We start from the raw sequence: 16,982 nt of genomic DNA on the forward strand, positions 1-16,982 counted from the left end.
CCACGGCTTCAGCCGCGCCACCCGCCCACCCCTCTCACCATCGCTACAGCGAGAGATCAAAGCACAGCAGAACTCATTCTGTTAGGCGCTCTAAGACCCGTGTGAGTCTTCCTCTACCGGCCGGATTCGTCATGAAGGGCTTTTCCATGAAAGGCATTATTCTCGCAGGCGGTCACGGCACGAGGTTATATCCTCTGACTCTCGCCGTATCGAAACAGCTGCTGCCGGTGAATGACAAACCGATGATCTATTATCCGTTGTCGGCGCTCATGCTCGCCGGCATCCGGGAGATCCTCGTCATTTCCACCCCGGGGGACCTGCCGCAACTGGCCCGTCTGCTGCGCGACGGCTCGCACCTCGGGCTCGACATCAGCTACGCCCAGCAGGACGAGCCCAAGGGCCTGGCCGACGCCTTCGTCATCGGCGCCGACCACATCGGCCAGGACCCGGTGGCGCTGGTGCTCGGCGACAACATCTTCCACGGCAACTCCTTCTTCGACATCCTGCAGACGGAGACCGCGAACGTGGACGGCTGCGTGCTGTTCGGCTACCCGGTCAGCGACCCCGAGCGGTACGGCATCGGCGAGACCGACGCCGAGGGACGGCTCGTCTCGATCGAGGAGAAGCCCGCCAGGCCCCGCTCCAACAGGGCGATCGTCGGCCTCTACCTCTACGACAACGACGTGATCGACATCGCCAAGAACCTGCGGCCCTCCGCGCGGGGCGAGCTGGAGATCACCGACGTCAACCTCACCTACCTGGAACAGGGCAGGGCGCGCCTGCGCGACCTGGGCAGGGGGTTCGCCTGGATCGACGCGGGCACGCCGGAGTCGATCGTGCAGGCCACCCAGTACGTGCAGGCGCTGGAGAACCGGCAGGGCGTGCGCATCGCCTGTGTCGAGGAGATCGCGCTGCGCATGGGGTTCATCGACGCCGAGGCCTGCGACCGGCTGGGGGCCGAGCTCTCCGCCTCGGCGTACGGCCGCTACGTGCGCCTTGTCGCCGCAGAGTTCCGCTGAGCCGGGCCTTCGCGCCCGGACGGCGCGGAAGGGATCCGCGCCGGGCCGGCGGGCCACGCCGGCCGAACACACCGACCGGGAGGTATTCCAGGTGAGCGTCTCTCTCGAACAGGGCGGGCAGGAAGGCGGGACGGATGTCCGCGTCCACGCCGCGGCCGTCGTGCCGCCGTCCGCGGGCGCGTACGTCGACATCACGCTCGAAGGCGGGCCCGCCGACATCCCGCGGACCGTGCGCGTCGACGACGCGACGGCCGCGTACGGCAAGATAAAGGTCCCGTGGGGGAACGGCTACGAGCACTTCGAGCGGCCCGTCGCGCCCCCCGCCGTCGCGCTGTCCCCCGTGTCCCTCACGTCCTCCGTCTCCGATGCCGTCTTCTCCGACGTGCTCTCCGTCTCCGACGTCCCGGGTCCGGTGGTCTTCCGCTGGACGACCCGGACGAGAATCGCCGAGTAGCGCGGCCGTGGACCTCGCCGGCGCTCCCCGCCCGGACCGCGGGCCGTCCGGGGAGGACCTTCCCGGACGGCCCGCGGCGGACGGCGTTCCGGCGGGATGGCTACGTCGTCAGGCCGCGCGCCGCGTCCGGCTCGGCCTGCTTCGCCCCGTTCACCGGCCCGGTCCCGCCGGCCTGCTGCGCCCCGTCCACCGGCTGCGCCCCGTCCACCGGCTTCGCCCCGTCCACCGGCTTCGCCCCGTCCACCCGTCCGGTCTCTCCCGCCGGTCCGGCCCCGCGCGACGGCCCCCTGTCCGTGCCCTCGATCAGGACGGCGAGACCGTCGAGAAGGTGCCGCAGGCTGAACTCGAACCACTTGTCGATGTCGATCGCGTCGCCCTGTTCCGCGTACAGCCTGGACAGCATGGGGAACTGCCCGGACTCCAGGATCTCCAGGAGCATCGGCGTCTTGGACGCACGCCACTGCCTGGTGGTGACGCCGGTGCGCCGCTCGGCCTCGAACTCGTTCACCAGCAGCAGCGCCGCCCCCTGCACCTGGGCGCTGACCATGATGGCGACCCAGTGCATCGTCGTGGGATCCAGGCCGAGCCCGTCCATGGCGCGCATCGCCCACTCCACGTCGGCCAGCACGTTCGGCCCGATCGGGGGCTGGGGGGTGGCGATGACCCGCAGCGCCCACGGATGCCGGGAGTACATCCCCCACTCCCGCCTGGCCGCGACCTCCAGCCGGGTGCGCCAGTTCCCCGGCAGGGTGGTGGGGTAGGAGCTCTCCCCGAACACCGCGTCCACCATCAGCTCGACGAGCGCGTCCTTGCCCGACACGTAGCGGTACAGCGACATCGTGCCGGCCCCCAGCTCGGCCGCCACACGGCGCATGGACAGCGCGTCCAGCCCTTCGCTGTCGGCGATCTGGATCGCGGTGCGCACGATCCGCTCCGTGCTCAGACCGGCCGGTGGCTCGTGGTGTTCCCCCACCTCCTCCCGGGCGCGGGGCGGCGGATGCTCGCCGACGGCCCCGCTCCTGTCCCACACGGCGGGGGAGGTGGCCCGCAGGGTGGGCGCCGCGGCCCGCTCCGCGCTCCGGGCCCGATAGGCCCGCGCCTGACAGGCGCGGGAGCAGTACCGCGGGCGTCTTCCCCGAGGTGGAGCCTGCAGTGGCTTCCCGCACTGTGCGCACGTCAACATGTGGTCCCCGTCCGGTTGCGGCATACCCATGGTGTGTGACGAAACTCTAACACATCGATTTTGTGACGTAATAAGCCTTCCCGGTGTGACGTTTCATGGTGGGACGTCCCTCCCGTGAAGCAAGATTGTTACTCTTATACCGTTTGACCTGCAAATCGGAACGGGATCCGGTCGGCAGAGGATTAGTCGTTGCATACGTCCGAAGAATGTGCGTACGATGTATGCGCCGATTCGACGTACAAAGTACCCGAGGAGTTGTGGCCGTGACACAGGGCGTAACCAGAGCCGGGCGGAAGGAGTGGCTCGGGCTCGCGGTGCTGGTCCTTCCCGTCCTGCTCATCTCCGTGACCGTGACCGTGCTGTACTTCGCGCTCCCCTTCCTGAGCGCGGACCTCGCGCCGACCGGTCCCCAGCTGCTGTGGATCGTCGACATCTACGCCTTCCTGCTGGCCGGCCTGCTGATCACGATGGGCGCGCTGGGGGACAGGATCGGCCGCAGGAAACTGCTGCTGCTCGGCGCGACCGCGTTCGGCATCACCTCCGTCGTCGCGGCCTACGCGCCCAACGCCGACCTGCTCATCGCGGCCCGTGCCCTGCAGGGCGCGGCGGCGGCGAGCCTGATGCCCCCCACCCTGGCGCTGATCCGCAACATGTTCCACGACGCGGGGCAGCGCAGGATGGCCATCGCCCTGTGGGCCGCGGGCTTCGCCGGGGGCAGCGTGCTGGGGCCGATCATCGGCGGCTGGCTGCTGGAGCGGTTCTGGTGGGGCTCGGTGTTCATGATCAATGTCCCGGTCATGGTCCTGCTGCTGATCCTGGGGCCGCTCCTGCTCCCCGAGTACCGCGATCCCGCCCCGGGGCCGTTCGACATCTTCAGCGCCGTGCTGTCGCTGGCGGCCGTGCTGCCGGTGGTCTACGGCGTCAAGCAGTTCGCCGCCGACGACTTCAGCGCCCAGGCGCTGCTCAGCGTCGCGGCCGGCGTGGTCGTCGGCATCGCGTTCCTGCGCAGGCAGCGCAGGCTGCCGCACCCGATGCTGGACCTGCGGCTGTTCTCCAACCGGGGCTTCACCATGTCCCTGGTCACGAGCACACTCGCGATCTTCGCCCTGGTGGGGCTGTTCTACTTCATCGCGCAGTACCTGCAGATGGTGCTGGGGCTGCGGCCGTTCACCGCGGGACTGCTGACCCTGCCCGCGGCCGGCAGCGCCCTCGTCGGCTCCATGCTGGCCGCCGTGATCGCCCAACGGGTACGCCCCGGGTACATCATGGGCGGCGGCATGATGCTCGCCGCCTGGGGGTTCGCGGTGATGAGCCAGATCGACGTCTCCTCCGAGCGGTGGTTCCTCATCGTCGGCCTGATCCTGCTGGGATCGGGGATCGGAGCGGTGCAGGCGGTCGCCTCCGACGTGATCGTCGCGCTCGCCCCGCCCGAGCGGGCCGGTTCGGCGTCCGCGGTGATGGAGGCCTCCACCGAGCTGGGCGGCGCGCTCGGCATCGCCATCCTGGGCAGCATAGGGCTGGCCGTCTACAGCGAGCAGTTCGTCGAGGCCGGTGGCGCCGCCGGCCTGCCGCCCGAGCAGGCCCTGGTGGCGCGCGAGACCCTGGGCGGCGCGATAGGGGTGGCCGAGCGGCTGCCCGACCAGGCCGCGACGGTCCTGCTCGACGTCGCCCGGACGGCCTTCACCAGCGGCATGCAGGTGGCCGCCATCCTGGGAGCCGCCATCATGGCGCTGACGGCGGTCCTGGCCACGATCCTTCTCCGAGAGGTACGGATGGACGCCACCCCGGTGGACAGCCGTATCGAGTGAACCGGCTCGCCGTCCCCCGCCCCGGCGCCCCTCCGGCGGAGGCGGACGGCACCGGTTCCCGCGCGGGTCCCGGTCCCCGGCCACGCCCCCGAACCGGCGGGCCGGGACCCGTCCCGCCGCGGACCAGCCCGGACCGCAGACCGTCCGGGACGAAGACCGCCCGGGACGAAGACCGCCCGGGACGAAGACCGCCCGGGACGAAGACCGCCCGGGACGGAGATCTGGAAGGACGGAGACCCCGGAGGCGGGCCCCGTCACAGGACGGGACCCGCCGGACCGTCGAAGGACGGAACCCACCGGACCGGGCCCTCGCCGCCCGGCGGTGGGATGAGAAGGTGCGACGGGGACACGACGCCGGTGTCGCGCCGGCTCACATCATCTGGGAGAACTGCGCGGGCAGGTCCCTGCGGCCCTTGACGTTGAGCTTGCGGTAGATGCGCGTCAGGTGCTGCTCCACCGTGCTGACGGTGATGTAGATCTTCCTGGAGATCTCACGGTTGGTGTATCCCAGCGCGGCCAGCGACGCGACGCGCTGCTCGGCGTCGCTGAGCACGTTCATGCTCTCCCCGGCGCCGTTCTCGTAACCGTCGGTGCTGTGCCGTACGGCCTGCCGCAGCGGCTCGGCCCGGCACTCGCCGGCCACGCTGTCGGCGCGGTAGCCGATCATCCGCGCCTTGTTGGGCTCGCCCAGCTCGTTGAGGGTGTGGGTGAGGTCGACCAGCGCGTAGGCCATCTCCAGGCGGTCGCCCGCGGTCTGCAGCATGTCGATCGCCTCCCGCAGCAGGGGGGCGCGCTGCCGCAGGTCGCTGGTCGCGGCGAGCAGGCGGCGGGAGATGCCCCTGGCCCGGAGCGAGTCGCCGCCGGGCAGCTCGTAGGGCTCCTCCAGCAGTGCCCGCGCCTGGTCCTGCTGGTCCATCTGCAGCAGGGCGGCGGCGGCGCCGTGCCGCCACGGCACCAGGGTGGGGGTGTCCAGCCCCCAGGCCCGCATCAGCCGCCCGCAGGTGGAGAAGTCGCTCAGCGCGGCGTGCGAGTGGCTGGTCGCCAGGTGGTAGTGGGCGCGCGCCTGCAGGTAGTAGAGCCCGAACCGGGTCTGCAGGATGCCGTCGGGGATGGGCTGCCTGAGCAGGTGCGCGGCCACCTCGTACTTGCCCATCTCGGTGGTGGCGCGGATCAGCACGGCCAGCGGCAGGCCGATGAGGACCCCGAGGCTGCGCGGGGGCAGGATGTCCAGCGCCCCGCGCGCGTACTCCTCGGCGGTCACCAGGTCGCCCTGGCGCAGGGCGATCACCGCGCGCAGCGAGGCGAGCGTCGCGCGCCAGGTCGGAGCGCGGCGCTGTACGGCCTCGGAGTACATCACGTCGCACCACGGCGCGGCCAGGTCGGCGCGGTCGGAGTAGACCAGGGCGAAGAGCGCCGACTCCACGGTCTCCAGGTTCGCGTCGTCCAGCGAGACGGAGTGCAGGACGCGCTCGGCGGTCCTGAGCGTGTCCGCGTCCGGGCCGTCCCGCAGGACGCCCGTCAGCAGCGTCGCCGCCTGCGCGTGCGGGCCGCTGCCGGCCGCCGTCCACGCCGTCGCCCCGGCGGCCGGGGCGGTGACGGCGACGGCGCGGGCCCGGGAGAGCACCGGCGGATGGGTGCACGACAACCGGTGGCGGACGATGTCGAGCCAGGCCGCCTCCTCGTCGGCGCCCGGCTCGGTGGCCAGCGCGTCCAGCCGTTCGAGCACCCGCGCGGCCTCGTCGTGCTGCCCGTTCCACAGCAGGAACCTCAGCAGCGTGTCCAGCTCCTGGAAGGAGAGCGCGTCCCCGCGGGCGGCCACGACGAGCCGGTCGACGTTCCGGCTGGCCGAGGCCGGGTTGATGCGCCACTCGGCGCGGGCGAGCGCCGTCGTGATCAGCGTGCGGTGCGGGTCGTCGCCGCACAGCTCCAGGGCGAGCTTCAGGCACCGGACCGCGAACTCGTGCCGGTCGTCGGTGAGCGCCTGCTCCGCGGCCTCGCGCAGCTCGGCCAGCGCCCAGGGTTCCCGGAACCGGGCGGAGCCCAGCAGGTGCTCGGCGACCACCGTGGCCGCCACCCCCTCGGCGTGCAGAAGCCGCGCGGCACGACGGTGCATGTCCTGGCGCGCGTGCGGTTCGAGGTCGTCGAGCACGGCCGCCCGGGCGGTGGGATGTCGGAAACGCAGCTCGTCGACGATGCCGATGATCTCAAGACGATTCAGTGTCTGTTTCACATTCGACGCCGGCATGTCGAGCAATTCGGCCAGAAGGGACGGCAGTGCGAAATCTCCCAGGACGGCCAGCCCCTGGGCGACCGTCAGCATGGCCGGGTCACTGCGATAGAGAAGTGCGCGCACCGACCGGGAGAAAGCCTCCGAGACGACGAGCTCGCCCGCCTGGCCGCCCGCGTTCCCGGTGTCCTCCATCAATGCCCTGACCAGTAACGGGTTGCCCCCGCTGACCCCGTGAAAGGCCGGGCCGAATCTTACCGAGGCGGCATCCCCCATCAATTCGCGGGTCATCTTCATGACGCCCTGGTAAGAGAAGGGCAACAATGCGATCCGCTCGTAGTGAGGATGGCGCATGAGATCGACCTCAATATGCGAATCCATGTCCTGTGAGCCTTCCGTGGCGGTCAGGACGATGAGAACGTTGGCACTCTTGAGGCGGTGGACGAAGTTCAACAGGAGCTGCCATGACATGGAATCGGCATATTCGATGTCGTCCACGGTGATGAGGACCGTATTGGTCTTGGAAAGCTCCAGGACAATGGACCACAGACCCTGGGTGGCACGCAGCCGGTCGGACTCCCGCGGCCTTTCCGAGGGCGACCTCGACTCCGGCGCCGCGTCCTCGATCAGCCGTGCCGCCCGCGAGGAGTGGTCGATGGGCAGCGCCGCGCTGTGGAAGAGCTGGCTCACCACCCCGAACGGCACGTCCTGATCCGTCCGCGAGCAGGTCGCGCTCAACCAGATGGCCCCCGATTCCACGGCGCGCCGGCTGAAGGCGTACACCAGTTCGGTCTTGCCCGTCGCGGTGGGCCCGGTGATCGTCGCGACGCGGCCACGGCAGTGCGCACACTCCGTGAGTAGGTCGATGAGAAACGTGATTTCCTTGTCCCGCTCGATTAATATCATCGGGCTCCCCGTTCACCCCGGTGTCCCTAGATGAAAACAGACGATGGAACGATAACATCCGGCGTATAAAAGGCGGGACCTCGGCGGAACCCACCATCGCGTACCGACGGCGCCGAGTGCCACTCTTTTTTGGAGAAGTGCCGGATACGGGAAGGCGACAGTTCCTGATTTCATCACGCTGGGACGCGCAATTTCATCATCACCCCGCCCCCGGTTTCATCACGACGTTGTGTATATGAAGCCGGGAGTTACCGTCGTCTACCCAGCGGGATCATCCACGGATGGCGAGAAAAATGCAAACCCCCTATTTACCCTTATACGGGGATCTGATTTAGGGGGGACGCCGGGGTCGCCGGAGTGGATCGTCGCAGGTGGCTTTGGATATCATGACCCAGATGGAGACCTGATTCGCCGCAACGTGATCATCGCATCACTTTTGGTAGTGAATACCGGTCGGCGGGTAGAACGTGATATCGCTCACAGGTTCTTCGCGCATTCATCGGGGAACCGGCCCGTCGCGCCGTGCGCCGTGGTCCTCCGGCCGGAGGGGCGGCGGCACGGGCCGATCGTTTACGGACGGCGAGACCAAATGAAACGGATGTCATGAAAGAGATCGTGGGCGTCGACGACACCTGGATCCGGCGTTTTCATCTCGGCTCGCGCCAGGAACCGGCCGAGCCGGCCGGGGCGGCCGGGGCGGCCGGGGCGTCGGTCTCGCTGGTCTGTTTTCCGCACGCCGGGGGTGCCGCGGGCTTCTACCTGCCAGTGGCCCGCGTGGCACCGCCCGGGGTCGAGGTGCTCGCCGTGCAGTATCCCGGCAGGCAGGACCGGCGGGCCGAGAAGTGCGTCGACGACGTCGAGGAGCTGGCCGACCGGATCGCCGAGGCGCTGCGTCCCGGGACCGGCCGCCCGATGGCCCTTTTCGGGCACAGCATGGGCGCCCTGGTGGCCTTCGAGGTGGCCCGCAGGCTGGAGGGACAGGGCACCGTGCCCGTGGGGCTGTTCGCCTCCGGGCGCCGCGCCCCGTCGGTCCACCGCGAGGACCGGATGCACCTGCGGCCGGACGAGAGCCTCCTGGCCGAGCTGCGTGGCCTGGGCGGCACGGCGGCGAGGGTGCTCGGTGACGACGAGTTCATGCGGGCGGTGCTGCCCATGGTGCGCAGCGACTACCGGGCCGTCGAGACCTACCGTCACCGGCCGGGCCCGAAGCTGTCGTGCCCGATCACGGCCCTGTCGGGCACGGACGACCCCAAGGCCCGGCCGGGCGACGTGAGGTTGTGGCGCGAGCACACCGAGGCGGAGTTCGAGATGCGGCTCTTCCCCGGCGGCCATTTCTACCTCGTCGACCACGTCGAGGAGATCGTCGGCATCGTCGGGGACCGCATCGCGTCGGCCCTGACCGGCGCGGGCCGAGGCTCCGGGAACGGTTCCTGAGCGCGTTCCCCCGCACGCCGCCCCGCGTACCGCGTCCCGTGTGGAAAAGCGACGTCCGTCATTCCGTACAGCGTCGTCCCCGTGACGAAACACCGGCCGGGCGCGTCGTAAAGATCACGGCTCGCGTCGAAACCTCCGGTGCCCTGCCGCGCCGGGACCGGCGCGGGGACGGCCCGGCATCCGGTTGTGCAGACCACATAGGGACATGTGTGGATATATACGTAGACGCGAGAACGGCGCCGGAGCGGGTCCGGCGCCGTTCTGGTGAGGGGTCACGGGCGCGTCGTGCGACACCCCCGGCCACGCGTGTCGCTACGGGTAGACGTGGAACCCGCGGCCGGTCTTCTTGCCGAGCAGGCCGCCCTCGACCATCCGCAGCAGCATCGGCGGCGGCGAGTACTGCGGGTCCTTGAACTCCTCGTACAGCGCGTCGGCGATCGAGGCCACCGTGTCCAGCCCGATCAGGTCGGCGAGCTTCAGCGGGCCCATCGGGTGCGAGCAGCCGAGCACCATCCCCTTGTCGATGACGTCGGCGGTCGCGAAGCCCGTCTCCACCATCCGGACGGCCGCCAGCAGGTAGGGGATGAGCAGGGCGTTGACCACGAAACCCGCCCGGTCGGGGGAGCGGATCACCTGCTTGCCGAGCGTCCCGACGACGAACGCCTCGGCCCGCGCGCGGGTCTCCTCCTCGGTGAGCAGCGACCCGATCAGCTCCACCAGTGGCAGCACCGGGACGGGGTTGAAGAAGTGCACGCCGATGACCTGGCCGGGCCGGTCGGTCGCCCTGGCCATCCTGATGATCGGGATGGAGGACGTGTTCGACGCCAGGATCGCGCCGGGATCCTCCACGATCTTGTCCAGCGCGCCGAACAGGTCGAGCTTGATCGACTCGCTCTCCGGGGCCGTCTCGAAGACGATCTGCCGGTCGCCCAGGTCGTTGAGGTCGGTGGTGAAGGTGACCCGCTCCACCGCCTCGCTCCGCTCGGCCTCGGTGATCGTCGCCTTGCGCAGGCCGCGGTCCAGGGAGCTCAGCAGCCGCTGCCGCCCCCGGGCCATGGAGGCGCCGCTGGAGACCACCACCCGCACGTCGAGCCCGGCGCGGGCGCAGACGTCGGCGATGCCCGAGCCCATGACCCCGCAGCCGACGATGCCGACCCTGTCGATGCCCGCGGTCCTGTCGATGCCGTTCGCGTCGCTCATGCCGTCTCCCCGGACGTCCCCGCCGACCAGCGCAGCAGGCTCAGGCCCATCGACATGCCGCCGCCGAAACCGGCGAGCAGCACCAGGTCACCGTCGGCGATCATGCCCGACCGGGCGGCGTCGTCGAGGGCCACCGGCACCGACGCGCTGCCCATGTTCCCGTAACGCTCCACCGTGCTCGGCGAGCGCGCGCCGGTCAGCCCCGACCTGCGGGTCAGCTCGTCCAGCAGCACCCCGTTGGCCTGGTGCGGTACGAAGACGTCGATGTCGTCCAGCCGGTGCCCGGCGCCGTGCACCAGGTCCTCCAGCGCGGGCGGTACGTTCTCCATCACGAAGTTCCTCACTCCGCGGCCGTCCATCCTGAAGTAGTGGTCGCCGGCCGCGACGGTCTCGTGGGAGGCCGGGAGCCTGCTGCCCCCGGCCCTGACGCTGATGAGCCCGCTCGCCTCGCCGCGGCTGGACAGGTCGCTGGCGATGATCCCGTACGGCTCGGGCACCATGCCGACGAGGGCGGCGCCTGCGCCGTCCCCGAACAGCACCGCGGTGCGGCGGTCGGTGGCGTCGAGGATGCGCGAGTAGACGTCCGCGCCCACCACGAGCGCGTAGGTCTCCGGCCGGAGCGTGACCAGGGCCCTGGCCAGGTCCAGGGCGTAGACGAAGCCGCTGCACACGACGTTGACGTCGAAGCAGGCGGCGCCGTACGCGCCGATCGCGTCCTGCACCAGGTAGGAGGTGGGCGGCTGGGGGTGGTCACCGGTCGAGGTGGCCACGATGACGTACCCGATGCGGTCGACGCCGACGCCGGATCCCTCGATCGCGTTCAGCGCGGCCAGGGCCGCCAGGTCGGAGGTCGCCTCGTCCGGTGCGGCGTTCCGGCGGAAGGAGATCCGGGTCTTGCCCAGGATCCATTCGGGGGTGACGCCGGCAGGACCCGCCACCCGCTCGTTGCCGACCTCCTCCTTGGGCACGTACGAGCCGGTCGACAGGATTCCGGCGGTTCGCCTGGTCACGGCCGCCTACACCCTTCCGGCCAGGAGCGCCTCGGGGCGGACCGCGGCCTCGGTGCCCGGCATGACGCGGAGCGGGTTCAGCCGGTGCTCGCCGATCCTGGCGCGCAGCCCGGGGTCGGTGACGCCCAGCCCCGGCTCGGGGGCCATGCACAGCACGCCCACCTTGCCCAGGTGGGCGTTGGTCTGCACCAGCCGGGTGGCCTCGCCCACGTCGTCGAGGGAGTACACCGTCGACAGGGTCGGCATCAACCTGCCCAGCTCGAACAGCCGCAGGCACTCCCAGAGCTCCTGCAGGTTGGCGGCGTGGCTGCCGATGATGCGCTTGAGGTTCATCCACAGGTAGCGGTTGTCGTAGTGGTGCTGGTAGCCGGTGCTGGAGCCGCAGGTGACGACCACGCCGCCGCGCCGGGCCAGGAAGACCGAGATCCCGAACGTGGCCCTGCCGATGTAGTCGAAGACGATGTGCGGGTCGCCGCCCGCCCGCTCCCGGATGATCTTCCCGAGGCGCCTGCCCAGCTCGATCGTCCGCTCCGGCCCGGGAGGCTCGTCGCCGCCCATGCCGATCTCGCTGCGGTCGATGACGATGTCGCACCCCAGCCGCTCCAGGGCCGCGGCCTTGGCCGCGGAGCCGACCACCCCGACCGGGATGCCGCCGCCGTTCTTCACCATCTGCACGGCGTACGCGCCCAGCCCGCCGGTCGCGCCCCAGATGAGGACGATGTCGCCCTGCTTCATGTCCGCGCCCTGGCGGCTGACCAGCATGCGGTAGGCCGTGCCCGCGCACAGCGTGATGGAGGCGGCCTCCTCCCAGGTCAGGTGGGCGGGCTTGCGGACCAGCTGGCTGGCGCGGACCACCGTGTAGTGGGCCAGCCCGCCGAAGTTCGTCTCGAACCCCCACACGCGCTGGTCGGCGCCGAGCATGCCGTCGCCGTGGGTGGCCGGCTCCTGGTCGTCGACCTGGACCGGGCTCATCACCACGTGGTCGCCCACCTGCCAGCGGCGCACGCCGCCGCCGACCCGGACGATCACCCCGGCTCCGTCGGAGCCCAGGACGTGGTAGGGCAGGTCGTGCCGGGCGGCGAACCCGCCGGTGGCGCCGAACCGCTTGAGGAAGCTGAACGTCGGCAGCGGCTCGAAGATCGCCGACCAGACGGTGTTGTAGTTGACGGAGCTGGCCATCACCGCGACCAGGACCTCGTCCGGGGCCAGCTCGGGCATGGGCACCCGGCCGACGCGCAGCGACTTGCGCACGTCCTTGTCGTCGGTGCCGCCGAACATGTCGACGTCCTCGACCCGCAGGTGGGCGGCGACGTACTCCTGCGGCAACGCGGTCCGCGCGAGCTCGGCCGAGGTCGCCCCGCCCAGCAGGGCGTCGGCCATCGGGTCCGCGGGGAGGGGCGCCGGGTTCGCCCGGCTGTGGAAGGGCGTGACGGGGGAAACGGCGTTCATCGGAATCCACCGGCTCCTTTCGGTGTGGTGGGCTTGCCTGCGGTGACGGCCGCCGGAGGGCGGGCCCGCCGCGGAGGTGAGGCGGTCCGTTCGGACCCGGGACGGGCCGGCGGGAGGATGCGCGGGGTCGGGGAGCCGGGGACGGCTCACGTGCTGCGGGTCAGAGGGGGATGTTGCCGTGCTCACCGCGCCCGGCCGGGGCGGCGGCGAGGGCCTCGGCGATCCTGCGGCGGGTGTGCGCCGGCTCGATCACCTCGTCCACCACGCCGATGGACATGGCGCGGGCCACGCCCCCGGCGGTGCGGACGTGCTCGTCGACGAGGCGGAGCCGCAGCGCCTCGCGCTCGTCGTCGGCGGCCGCGGCCAGCCGCCTGCGGTGCAGCACGCCGACCGCGGCCTCCGCGCTCATCACCGCGACCTTCGCCTCCGGCCAGGCGAACACCGCGCTGGCGCCCAGCGACCGGGAGTTCATCGCGATGTACGCGCCGCCGTAGGACTGGCGGGTGACCAGGGTCACCCTGGGGACGACGGCCTCGGCGAAGGCGTGCAGGAGCTTGGCCCCGCGCCGGATCACCCCGCCCCACTCCTGCCCGACCCCGGGCAGGTAGCCGGGCACGTCGACGATCACCACCAGCGGCACCCCGAACGCGTCGCACATGCGCACGAACCTGGAGGCCTTCTCCGCGCTCAGCGAGTCGAGGCAGCCGCCCTTGCGCAGCGGGTTGTTGGCGACCACGCCCACCGACGCCCCGGCCAGCCGGCCCAGGCCGACGACCACGTTGGCCGCCCAGCGCGGCTGCATCTCCACGAAGGGCGCGCCGGCGTCGAGGATCTCCAGCACCAGCGGGTGCACGTCGTAGGCCCTGCGGGGGTTGTCCGGCAGCAGCGCCCTCAGGTCCGCGCCGTCGGGGACCGACCCGGGGTCGACCGAGCCCCGGCGGGCCAGGAGCTCGGTCGTCCAGCGGGCCCGCAGGTAGGCCTCGTCCTCGGTCCCGGCCACCACGTGCGCCACGCCCGACGTGCGGCCGTGCGCCACGGGCCCGCCCAGGGACTCCATGTCGATCTGCTCGCCGGTGACGGCGCGCACCACGTCGGGGCCGGTCACGAACATCCGGCCGGCCTCCGACATGATCACCACGTCGGTCAGCGCGGGCCCGTAGGCGGCGGCGCCCGCCGCGGGCCCCAGGACGACCGAGATCTGCGGCACCCTGCCCGACGCCCTGGTCATCGCGGCGAACACCCGGCCGACACCGTCCATCGACTCGACGCCGTCGGCGAGCCTGGCGCCACCGGAGTGCCACAGGCCGATCACCGGCACCCCCTCGGCCAGGGCGGTGTCGACGGCGTCCACGATCCTGAGGCTGCCCGCGGCGCCCATCGCCCCGCCCATGTTCGTGGCGTCGGTGCAGTAGGCGATCACGTCGATGCCCGCGACACGGCCCCGTACGGCCGACACGCCGCTGGTGTCCTCCTCGTGCAACGGGAGCAGGGAGCCGGCGTCGAGCAGCCGCGCCAGCCGGACGGCCGGCGCGCGCTGGTCGAGCTCGGGCTCCTGCCGGGTGCCCGGATATCCGACGGTCAACGCGATCATCCATTCTCGGCGAAAGTCGATACGGTGAAGGGCGGGTTTCCTTGCACGTGGGACACCCCCGTTGAAATCGGGTACGGGCTCGATCCGCCGCCGGCGGCCGAAGAATGTTCACGACCACGGGAACATGAATCCGCCGTGTTCTATCCGGCCCGTGCACGAAACGCTATATGCACGCCACGTGGGCACCAACCCTTATCGCACCCCTAGAGGAAGGCCCCCTCGAAAGGCCGTGCCGGGCCCTGCGCGCGCCACCGCGTCCGCGCGGCCGTCCGGTCCCGCGCCCGCGCCGGGGAGGACGCCGGCCGGACGCCTCGCGGAGCCCGCGCCCGGCCCCGCGCCCGGCGCCACCGGACGCCCGGCGCCGCCCGGCCCCAGCTCGCCGGGGGTTCCGACGCCGGTGGCGCGGGGCCCGACGGGCGCGGACGGCGTGGCCGGAGCGGCCCGCGCCACGATCGTTAAGGGGCGGGTAGGGGTTGTCCGGCACCGCGCCGCTGACGACCATGAACGGTATCGGTGGAGAACGGCGCCGGGCACGCAAGGCCGGGCGCGGAACCGGGTAGGCGGGCCCCGAACGGACGCCCGCGCCTTCACCGGAGGCATGCGGGAAAAGCCGGAGAACGTCCGGGAAAAGCGCTTCCGCCGACGGCGGTGGCGTTTTCACGAACGTTCTCGTGAATCGGCGGACCCTCATTGTCTCCGGCCGGGCGTCGTTTCCCCGTGTGCTTTCCGGCGGTGATCGGGGAACCCCGGCGCCGCCGTTCGGCACGGGGTCGTCCGGTGCGTCCCGCGACGGTCCCGCCGCCCCCGGCCCTCCGGCGCGTCCCCTTCCCGGGCGCGTGGCCACCGGCCCCGCGTCACGCCGGCGCGGGTTCGGGGAACTCGCGCGGTCGCCGGCACACGGCGGCTCCTCAGAAAGGTTTCGAACATGAAGATCCACCAGCTCGAGGTGGAGGACTCGTTCCTGATCACCCCCGAGGTCTTCGCGGACCGGCGGGGGACGTTCCTGGAGATGTTCAACCAGCCCGCGTTCCGCGAGGCGATCGGCCACCCCCTCTCGGTCGCCCAGGTCAACTGCTCGGTCTCCCGGCGCGGGACGATCCGCGGCGTGCACGCGACCGCCCTTCCCGGGCAGGCCCGCTACGTGGCCTGCGCCCAGGGCGCCATCGTCGACATCGTGGTGGACATCCGGGTCGGCTCGCCCACCTACGGCCGTCATGTCGCGGTCCAGCTCAGCGCCGACAACCGGCACGCCCTCTACCTGGCCGAGGGCCTGGCGCACGGCTTCGCCCCGCTGACCGAGCACGCCACCGTCGTCTACCTGTGCTCCAGCAACTGGTCGCCCGGCACGGAGATCCAGATCGACCCGCTGGACGCGGAGCTGGCGCTGCCCTGGCCGCGCGAGCACGAGCTGCTGCTGTCGGACAAGGACCGCGACGCCCCCTCGCTGCGCGAGTGCGCCGAACGCGGCCTGCTGCCGGCCTACGCCGACTGCAAGGCCCGCTACGCCGAGCTCAACGACTACGCCCTGACCTGATGACGTCCCCGCGGAACACCTGGAGCCAACGATGATCCCCTTGTTCGGTGTGGCGATGTCGCCGGCCGCCCCCGCCGCGGCCGCCGAGGTCCTGGGCAGCGGCCGGATCGGCCAGGGCGCCAAGGTCGACGAGTTCGAGGCGGCCCTGGCCGCCAGGATCGGCAACCCCCGGGTCGCCACCCTCAACAGCGCCACCGCCGGTCTGCAGCTGGCCCTGCACCTGGTCGCCGGGGGCACCGGCGGCGACGACGGCGACGACGGCGACGACGGCGAGGTGCTGTCCACGCCGCTGACCATGGAGGCCACCAACTGGGCGATCCTGGCCAACCGGCTGCGCATCCGCTGGGTCGACATCGACCCGGCCACCCTCAACGTCGACCTGGACGACCTCGCCCGCAAGATCTCACCCCGGACGCGCGCCGTCATGGTGGTGCACTTCGCCGGCTACGCGGTCGACCTCGACCGGCTCGGCCAGATCCTCGACGAGGCCGAGGCCAGGTTCGGGTTCCGCCCCGTGGTGATCGAGGACTCCGCGCACGCCTGGGGCGCCACCTACCGGGGCAGGCCGCTGGGCACCCACGGCAACGTCTCGGTCTTCAGCTTCCAGGCCATCAAGCACCTGACCTCCGGGGACGGCGGGGCGATCGTGCTGCCCACCGACGAGCTGTACCGGCGGGCCCGGCTGCTGCGCTGGTTCGGCATCGACCGCACCGCCGACCGGCTGCGCAACCCCCCGGACGTGCCCGAGTGGGGCTTCAAGTTCCACATGAACGACATCAACGCCGCGGTCGGCCTGGCCAACCTGGCCGGCGTCGACGAGGTCCTGGCCAGGCACCGCGACAACGCCGCCTTCTACGACCGCGAGCTCGCCGGCACCCCCGGCCTGGAGCTGACCGAGCGGGCCGGGGACCGGGAGTCCTCCTTCTGGATCTACCCCATGAAGGTGGAGGACCGGGAGTCGTTCATGAAGCGCATGGACGACGCCGGGATCATGGTCAGCAACGTGCACGAGCGCAACGACCTGCACACCTGCGTGCGCGAGTACTCCGCACTCCTTCCCAACCTGGAGAGGGTCGCCCCGCAGATCGTGTGCGTGCCCGTGGGCTCGTGGGTGACCGACGAGCAGCGCGAGCACATCGCCGCCTCCATCAAGAAGGGCTGGTGAGG

At 71.3% G+C, this 16,982-nt stretch carries 12 protein-coding genes; 6 read left to right on the forward strand and 6 right to left on the reverse strand.

What is annotated here, in order from left to right; all coding sequences use genetic code 11:
• The first annotated feature begins 146 nt into the window (after window positions 1–146).
• A complete protein-coding gene (gene rfbA / locus ACZ6RT_RS36370) occupies window positions 147–1,019 on the forward strand; it encodes a glucose-1-phosphate thymidylyltransferase RfbA (protein ID WP_399196901.1) in 873 nt (290 codons plus the stop codon).
• 91 nt (window positions 1,020–1,110) lie between these two features.
• Window positions 1,111–1,473: a DUF5988 family protein gene (locus ACZ6RT_RS36375; RefSeq protein ID WP_470158569.1), complete on the forward strand. Its 363-nt coding sequence runs from the start codon at window positions 1,111–1,113 to the stop codon at window positions 1,471–1,473.
• Window positions 1,474–1,573: 100 nt separating this feature from the next.
• On the opposite strand, the gene ACZ6RT_RS36380 is transcribed toward ACZ6RT_RS36375, so the two are convergent.
• Complete coding sequence (locus ACZ6RT_RS36380; RefSeq protein WP_470158571.1) at window positions 1,574–2,398, reverse strand: TetR/AcrR family transcriptional regulator; 825 nt, start codon at window positions 2,396–2,398, stop codon at window positions 1,574–1,576.
• Between the two features lie 521 nt (window positions 2,399–2,919).
• On the opposite strand from ACZ6RT_RS36380, the gene ACZ6RT_RS36385 reads away from it, so the two are divergent.
• The gene (locus ACZ6RT_RS36385) at window positions 2,920–4,464 is read left to right on the forward strand and encodes an MFS transporter (RefSeq protein WP_470158573.1); all 1,545 of its coding nucleotides are present in this window, start codon (window positions 2,920–2,922) and stop codon (window positions 4,462–4,464) included.
• Window positions 4,465–4,834: 370 nt separating this feature from the next.
• Here the strand turns inward: ACZ6RT_RS36385 and ACZ6RT_RS36390 are convergent, their stop codons facing one another.
• Window positions 4,835–7,597, reverse strand: coding sequence for a helix-turn-helix transcriptional regulator (locus ACZ6RT_RS36390; RefSeq protein WP_470158575.1), 2,763 nt, complete (start codon window positions 7,595–7,597; stop codon window positions 4,835–4,837).
• A gap of 603 nt (window positions 7,598–8,200) precedes the next feature.
• On the opposite strand from ACZ6RT_RS36390, the gene ACZ6RT_RS36395 reads away from it, so the two are divergent.
• Window positions 8,201–9,031: a thioesterase II family protein gene (locus ACZ6RT_RS36395; RefSeq protein WP_470158576.1), complete on the forward strand. Its 831-nt coding sequence runs from the start codon at window positions 8,201–8,203 to the stop codon at window positions 9,029–9,031.
• Between the two features lie 312 nt (window positions 9,032–9,343).
• Here the strand turns inward: ACZ6RT_RS36395 and ACZ6RT_RS36400 are convergent, their stop codons facing one another.
• From ACZ6RT_RS36400 to ACZ6RT_RS36415, 4 genes are all read right to left on the reverse strand, one after another.
• Window positions 9,344–10,231: a 3-hydroxybutyryl-CoA dehydrogenase gene (locus ACZ6RT_RS36400; protein ID WP_344903816.1), complete on the reverse strand. Its 888-nt coding sequence runs from the start codon at window positions 10,229–10,231 to the stop codon at window positions 9,344–9,346.
• Entirely contained in the window at window positions 10,228–11,241 is a 1,014-nt protein-coding gene (locus ACZ6RT_RS36405) for a 3-oxoacyl-ACP synthase III family protein (protein ID WP_399196888.1), read from the reverse strand. The genes ACZ6RT_RS36400 and ACZ6RT_RS36405 overlap by 4 nt, the downstream gene beginning before the upstream one ends.
• A 6-nt stretch (window positions 11,242–11,247) precedes the next feature.
• Window positions 11,248–12,621, reverse strand: a complete 1,374-nt coding sequence (gene ccrA / locus ACZ6RT_RS36410; RefSeq protein ID WP_399196902.1) for a crotonyl-CoA carboxylase/reductase — start codon at window positions 12,619–12,621, stop codon at window positions 11,248–11,250.
• A 229-nt stretch (window positions 12,622–12,850) separates the two neighbouring features.
• Complete coding sequence (locus ACZ6RT_RS36415; protein WP_470158579.1) at window positions 12,851–14,272, reverse strand: acyl-CoA carboxylase subunit beta; 1,422 nt, start codon at window positions 14,270–14,272, stop codon at window positions 12,851–12,853.
• A 934-nt stretch (window positions 14,273–15,206) separates the two neighbouring features.
• On the opposite strand from ACZ6RT_RS36415, the gene rfbC reads away from it, so the two are divergent.
• Window positions 15,207–15,815, forward strand: coding sequence for a dTDP-4-dehydrorhamnose 3,5-epimerase (gene rfbC / locus ACZ6RT_RS36420; protein WP_399196890.1), 609 nt, complete (start codon window positions 15,207–15,209; stop codon window positions 15,813–15,815).
• A 31-nt stretch (window positions 15,816–15,846) separates the two neighbouring features.
• Window positions 15,847–16,980: a DegT/DnrJ/EryC1/StrS family aminotransferase gene (locus ACZ6RT_RS36425; protein ID WP_470158581.1), complete on the forward strand. Its 1,134-nt coding sequence runs from the start codon at window positions 15,847–15,849 to the stop codon at window positions 16,978–16,980.
• Window positions 16,981–16,982 lie beyond the last annotated feature (2 nt).

It is taken from the genome of Streptosporangium sp. NPDC050148 (assembly GCF_055586505.1).

What these genes read in the sequence shown, in the direction of transcription:
- rfbA (WP_399196901.1), top strand. Translation starts at nt 147, where the DNA reads ATGAAAGGCATTATTCTCGCAGGCGGTCACGGCACGAGGTTATATCCT.
- ACZ6RT_RS36390 (WP_470158575.1), bottom strand. Translation starts at nt 7,597, where the DNA reads ATGATATTAATCGAGCGGGACAAGGAAATCACGTTTCTCATCGACCTA.
- ACZ6RT_RS36395 (WP_470158576.1), top strand. Translation starts at nt 8,201, where the DNA reads ATGAAAGAGATCGTGGGCGTCGACGACACCTGGATCCGGCGTTTTCAT.
- ACZ6RT_RS36400 (WP_344903816.1), bottom strand. Translation starts at nt 10,231, where the DNA reads ATGAGCGACGCGAACGGCATCGACAGGACCGCGGGCATCGACAGGGTC.
- ccrA (WP_399196902.1), bottom strand. Translation starts at nt 12,621, where the DNA reads ATGGCCGACGCCCTGCTGGGCGGGGCGACCTCGGCCGAGCTCGCGCGG.
- rfbC (WP_399196890.1), top strand. Translation starts at nt 15,207, where the DNA reads ATGAAGATCCACCAGCTCGAGGTGGAGGACTCGTTCCTGATCACCCCC.
- ACZ6RT_RS36425 (WP_470158581.1), top strand. Translation starts at nt 15,847, where the DNA reads ATGATCCCCTTGTTCGGTGTGGCGATGTCGCCGGCCGCCCCCGCCGCG.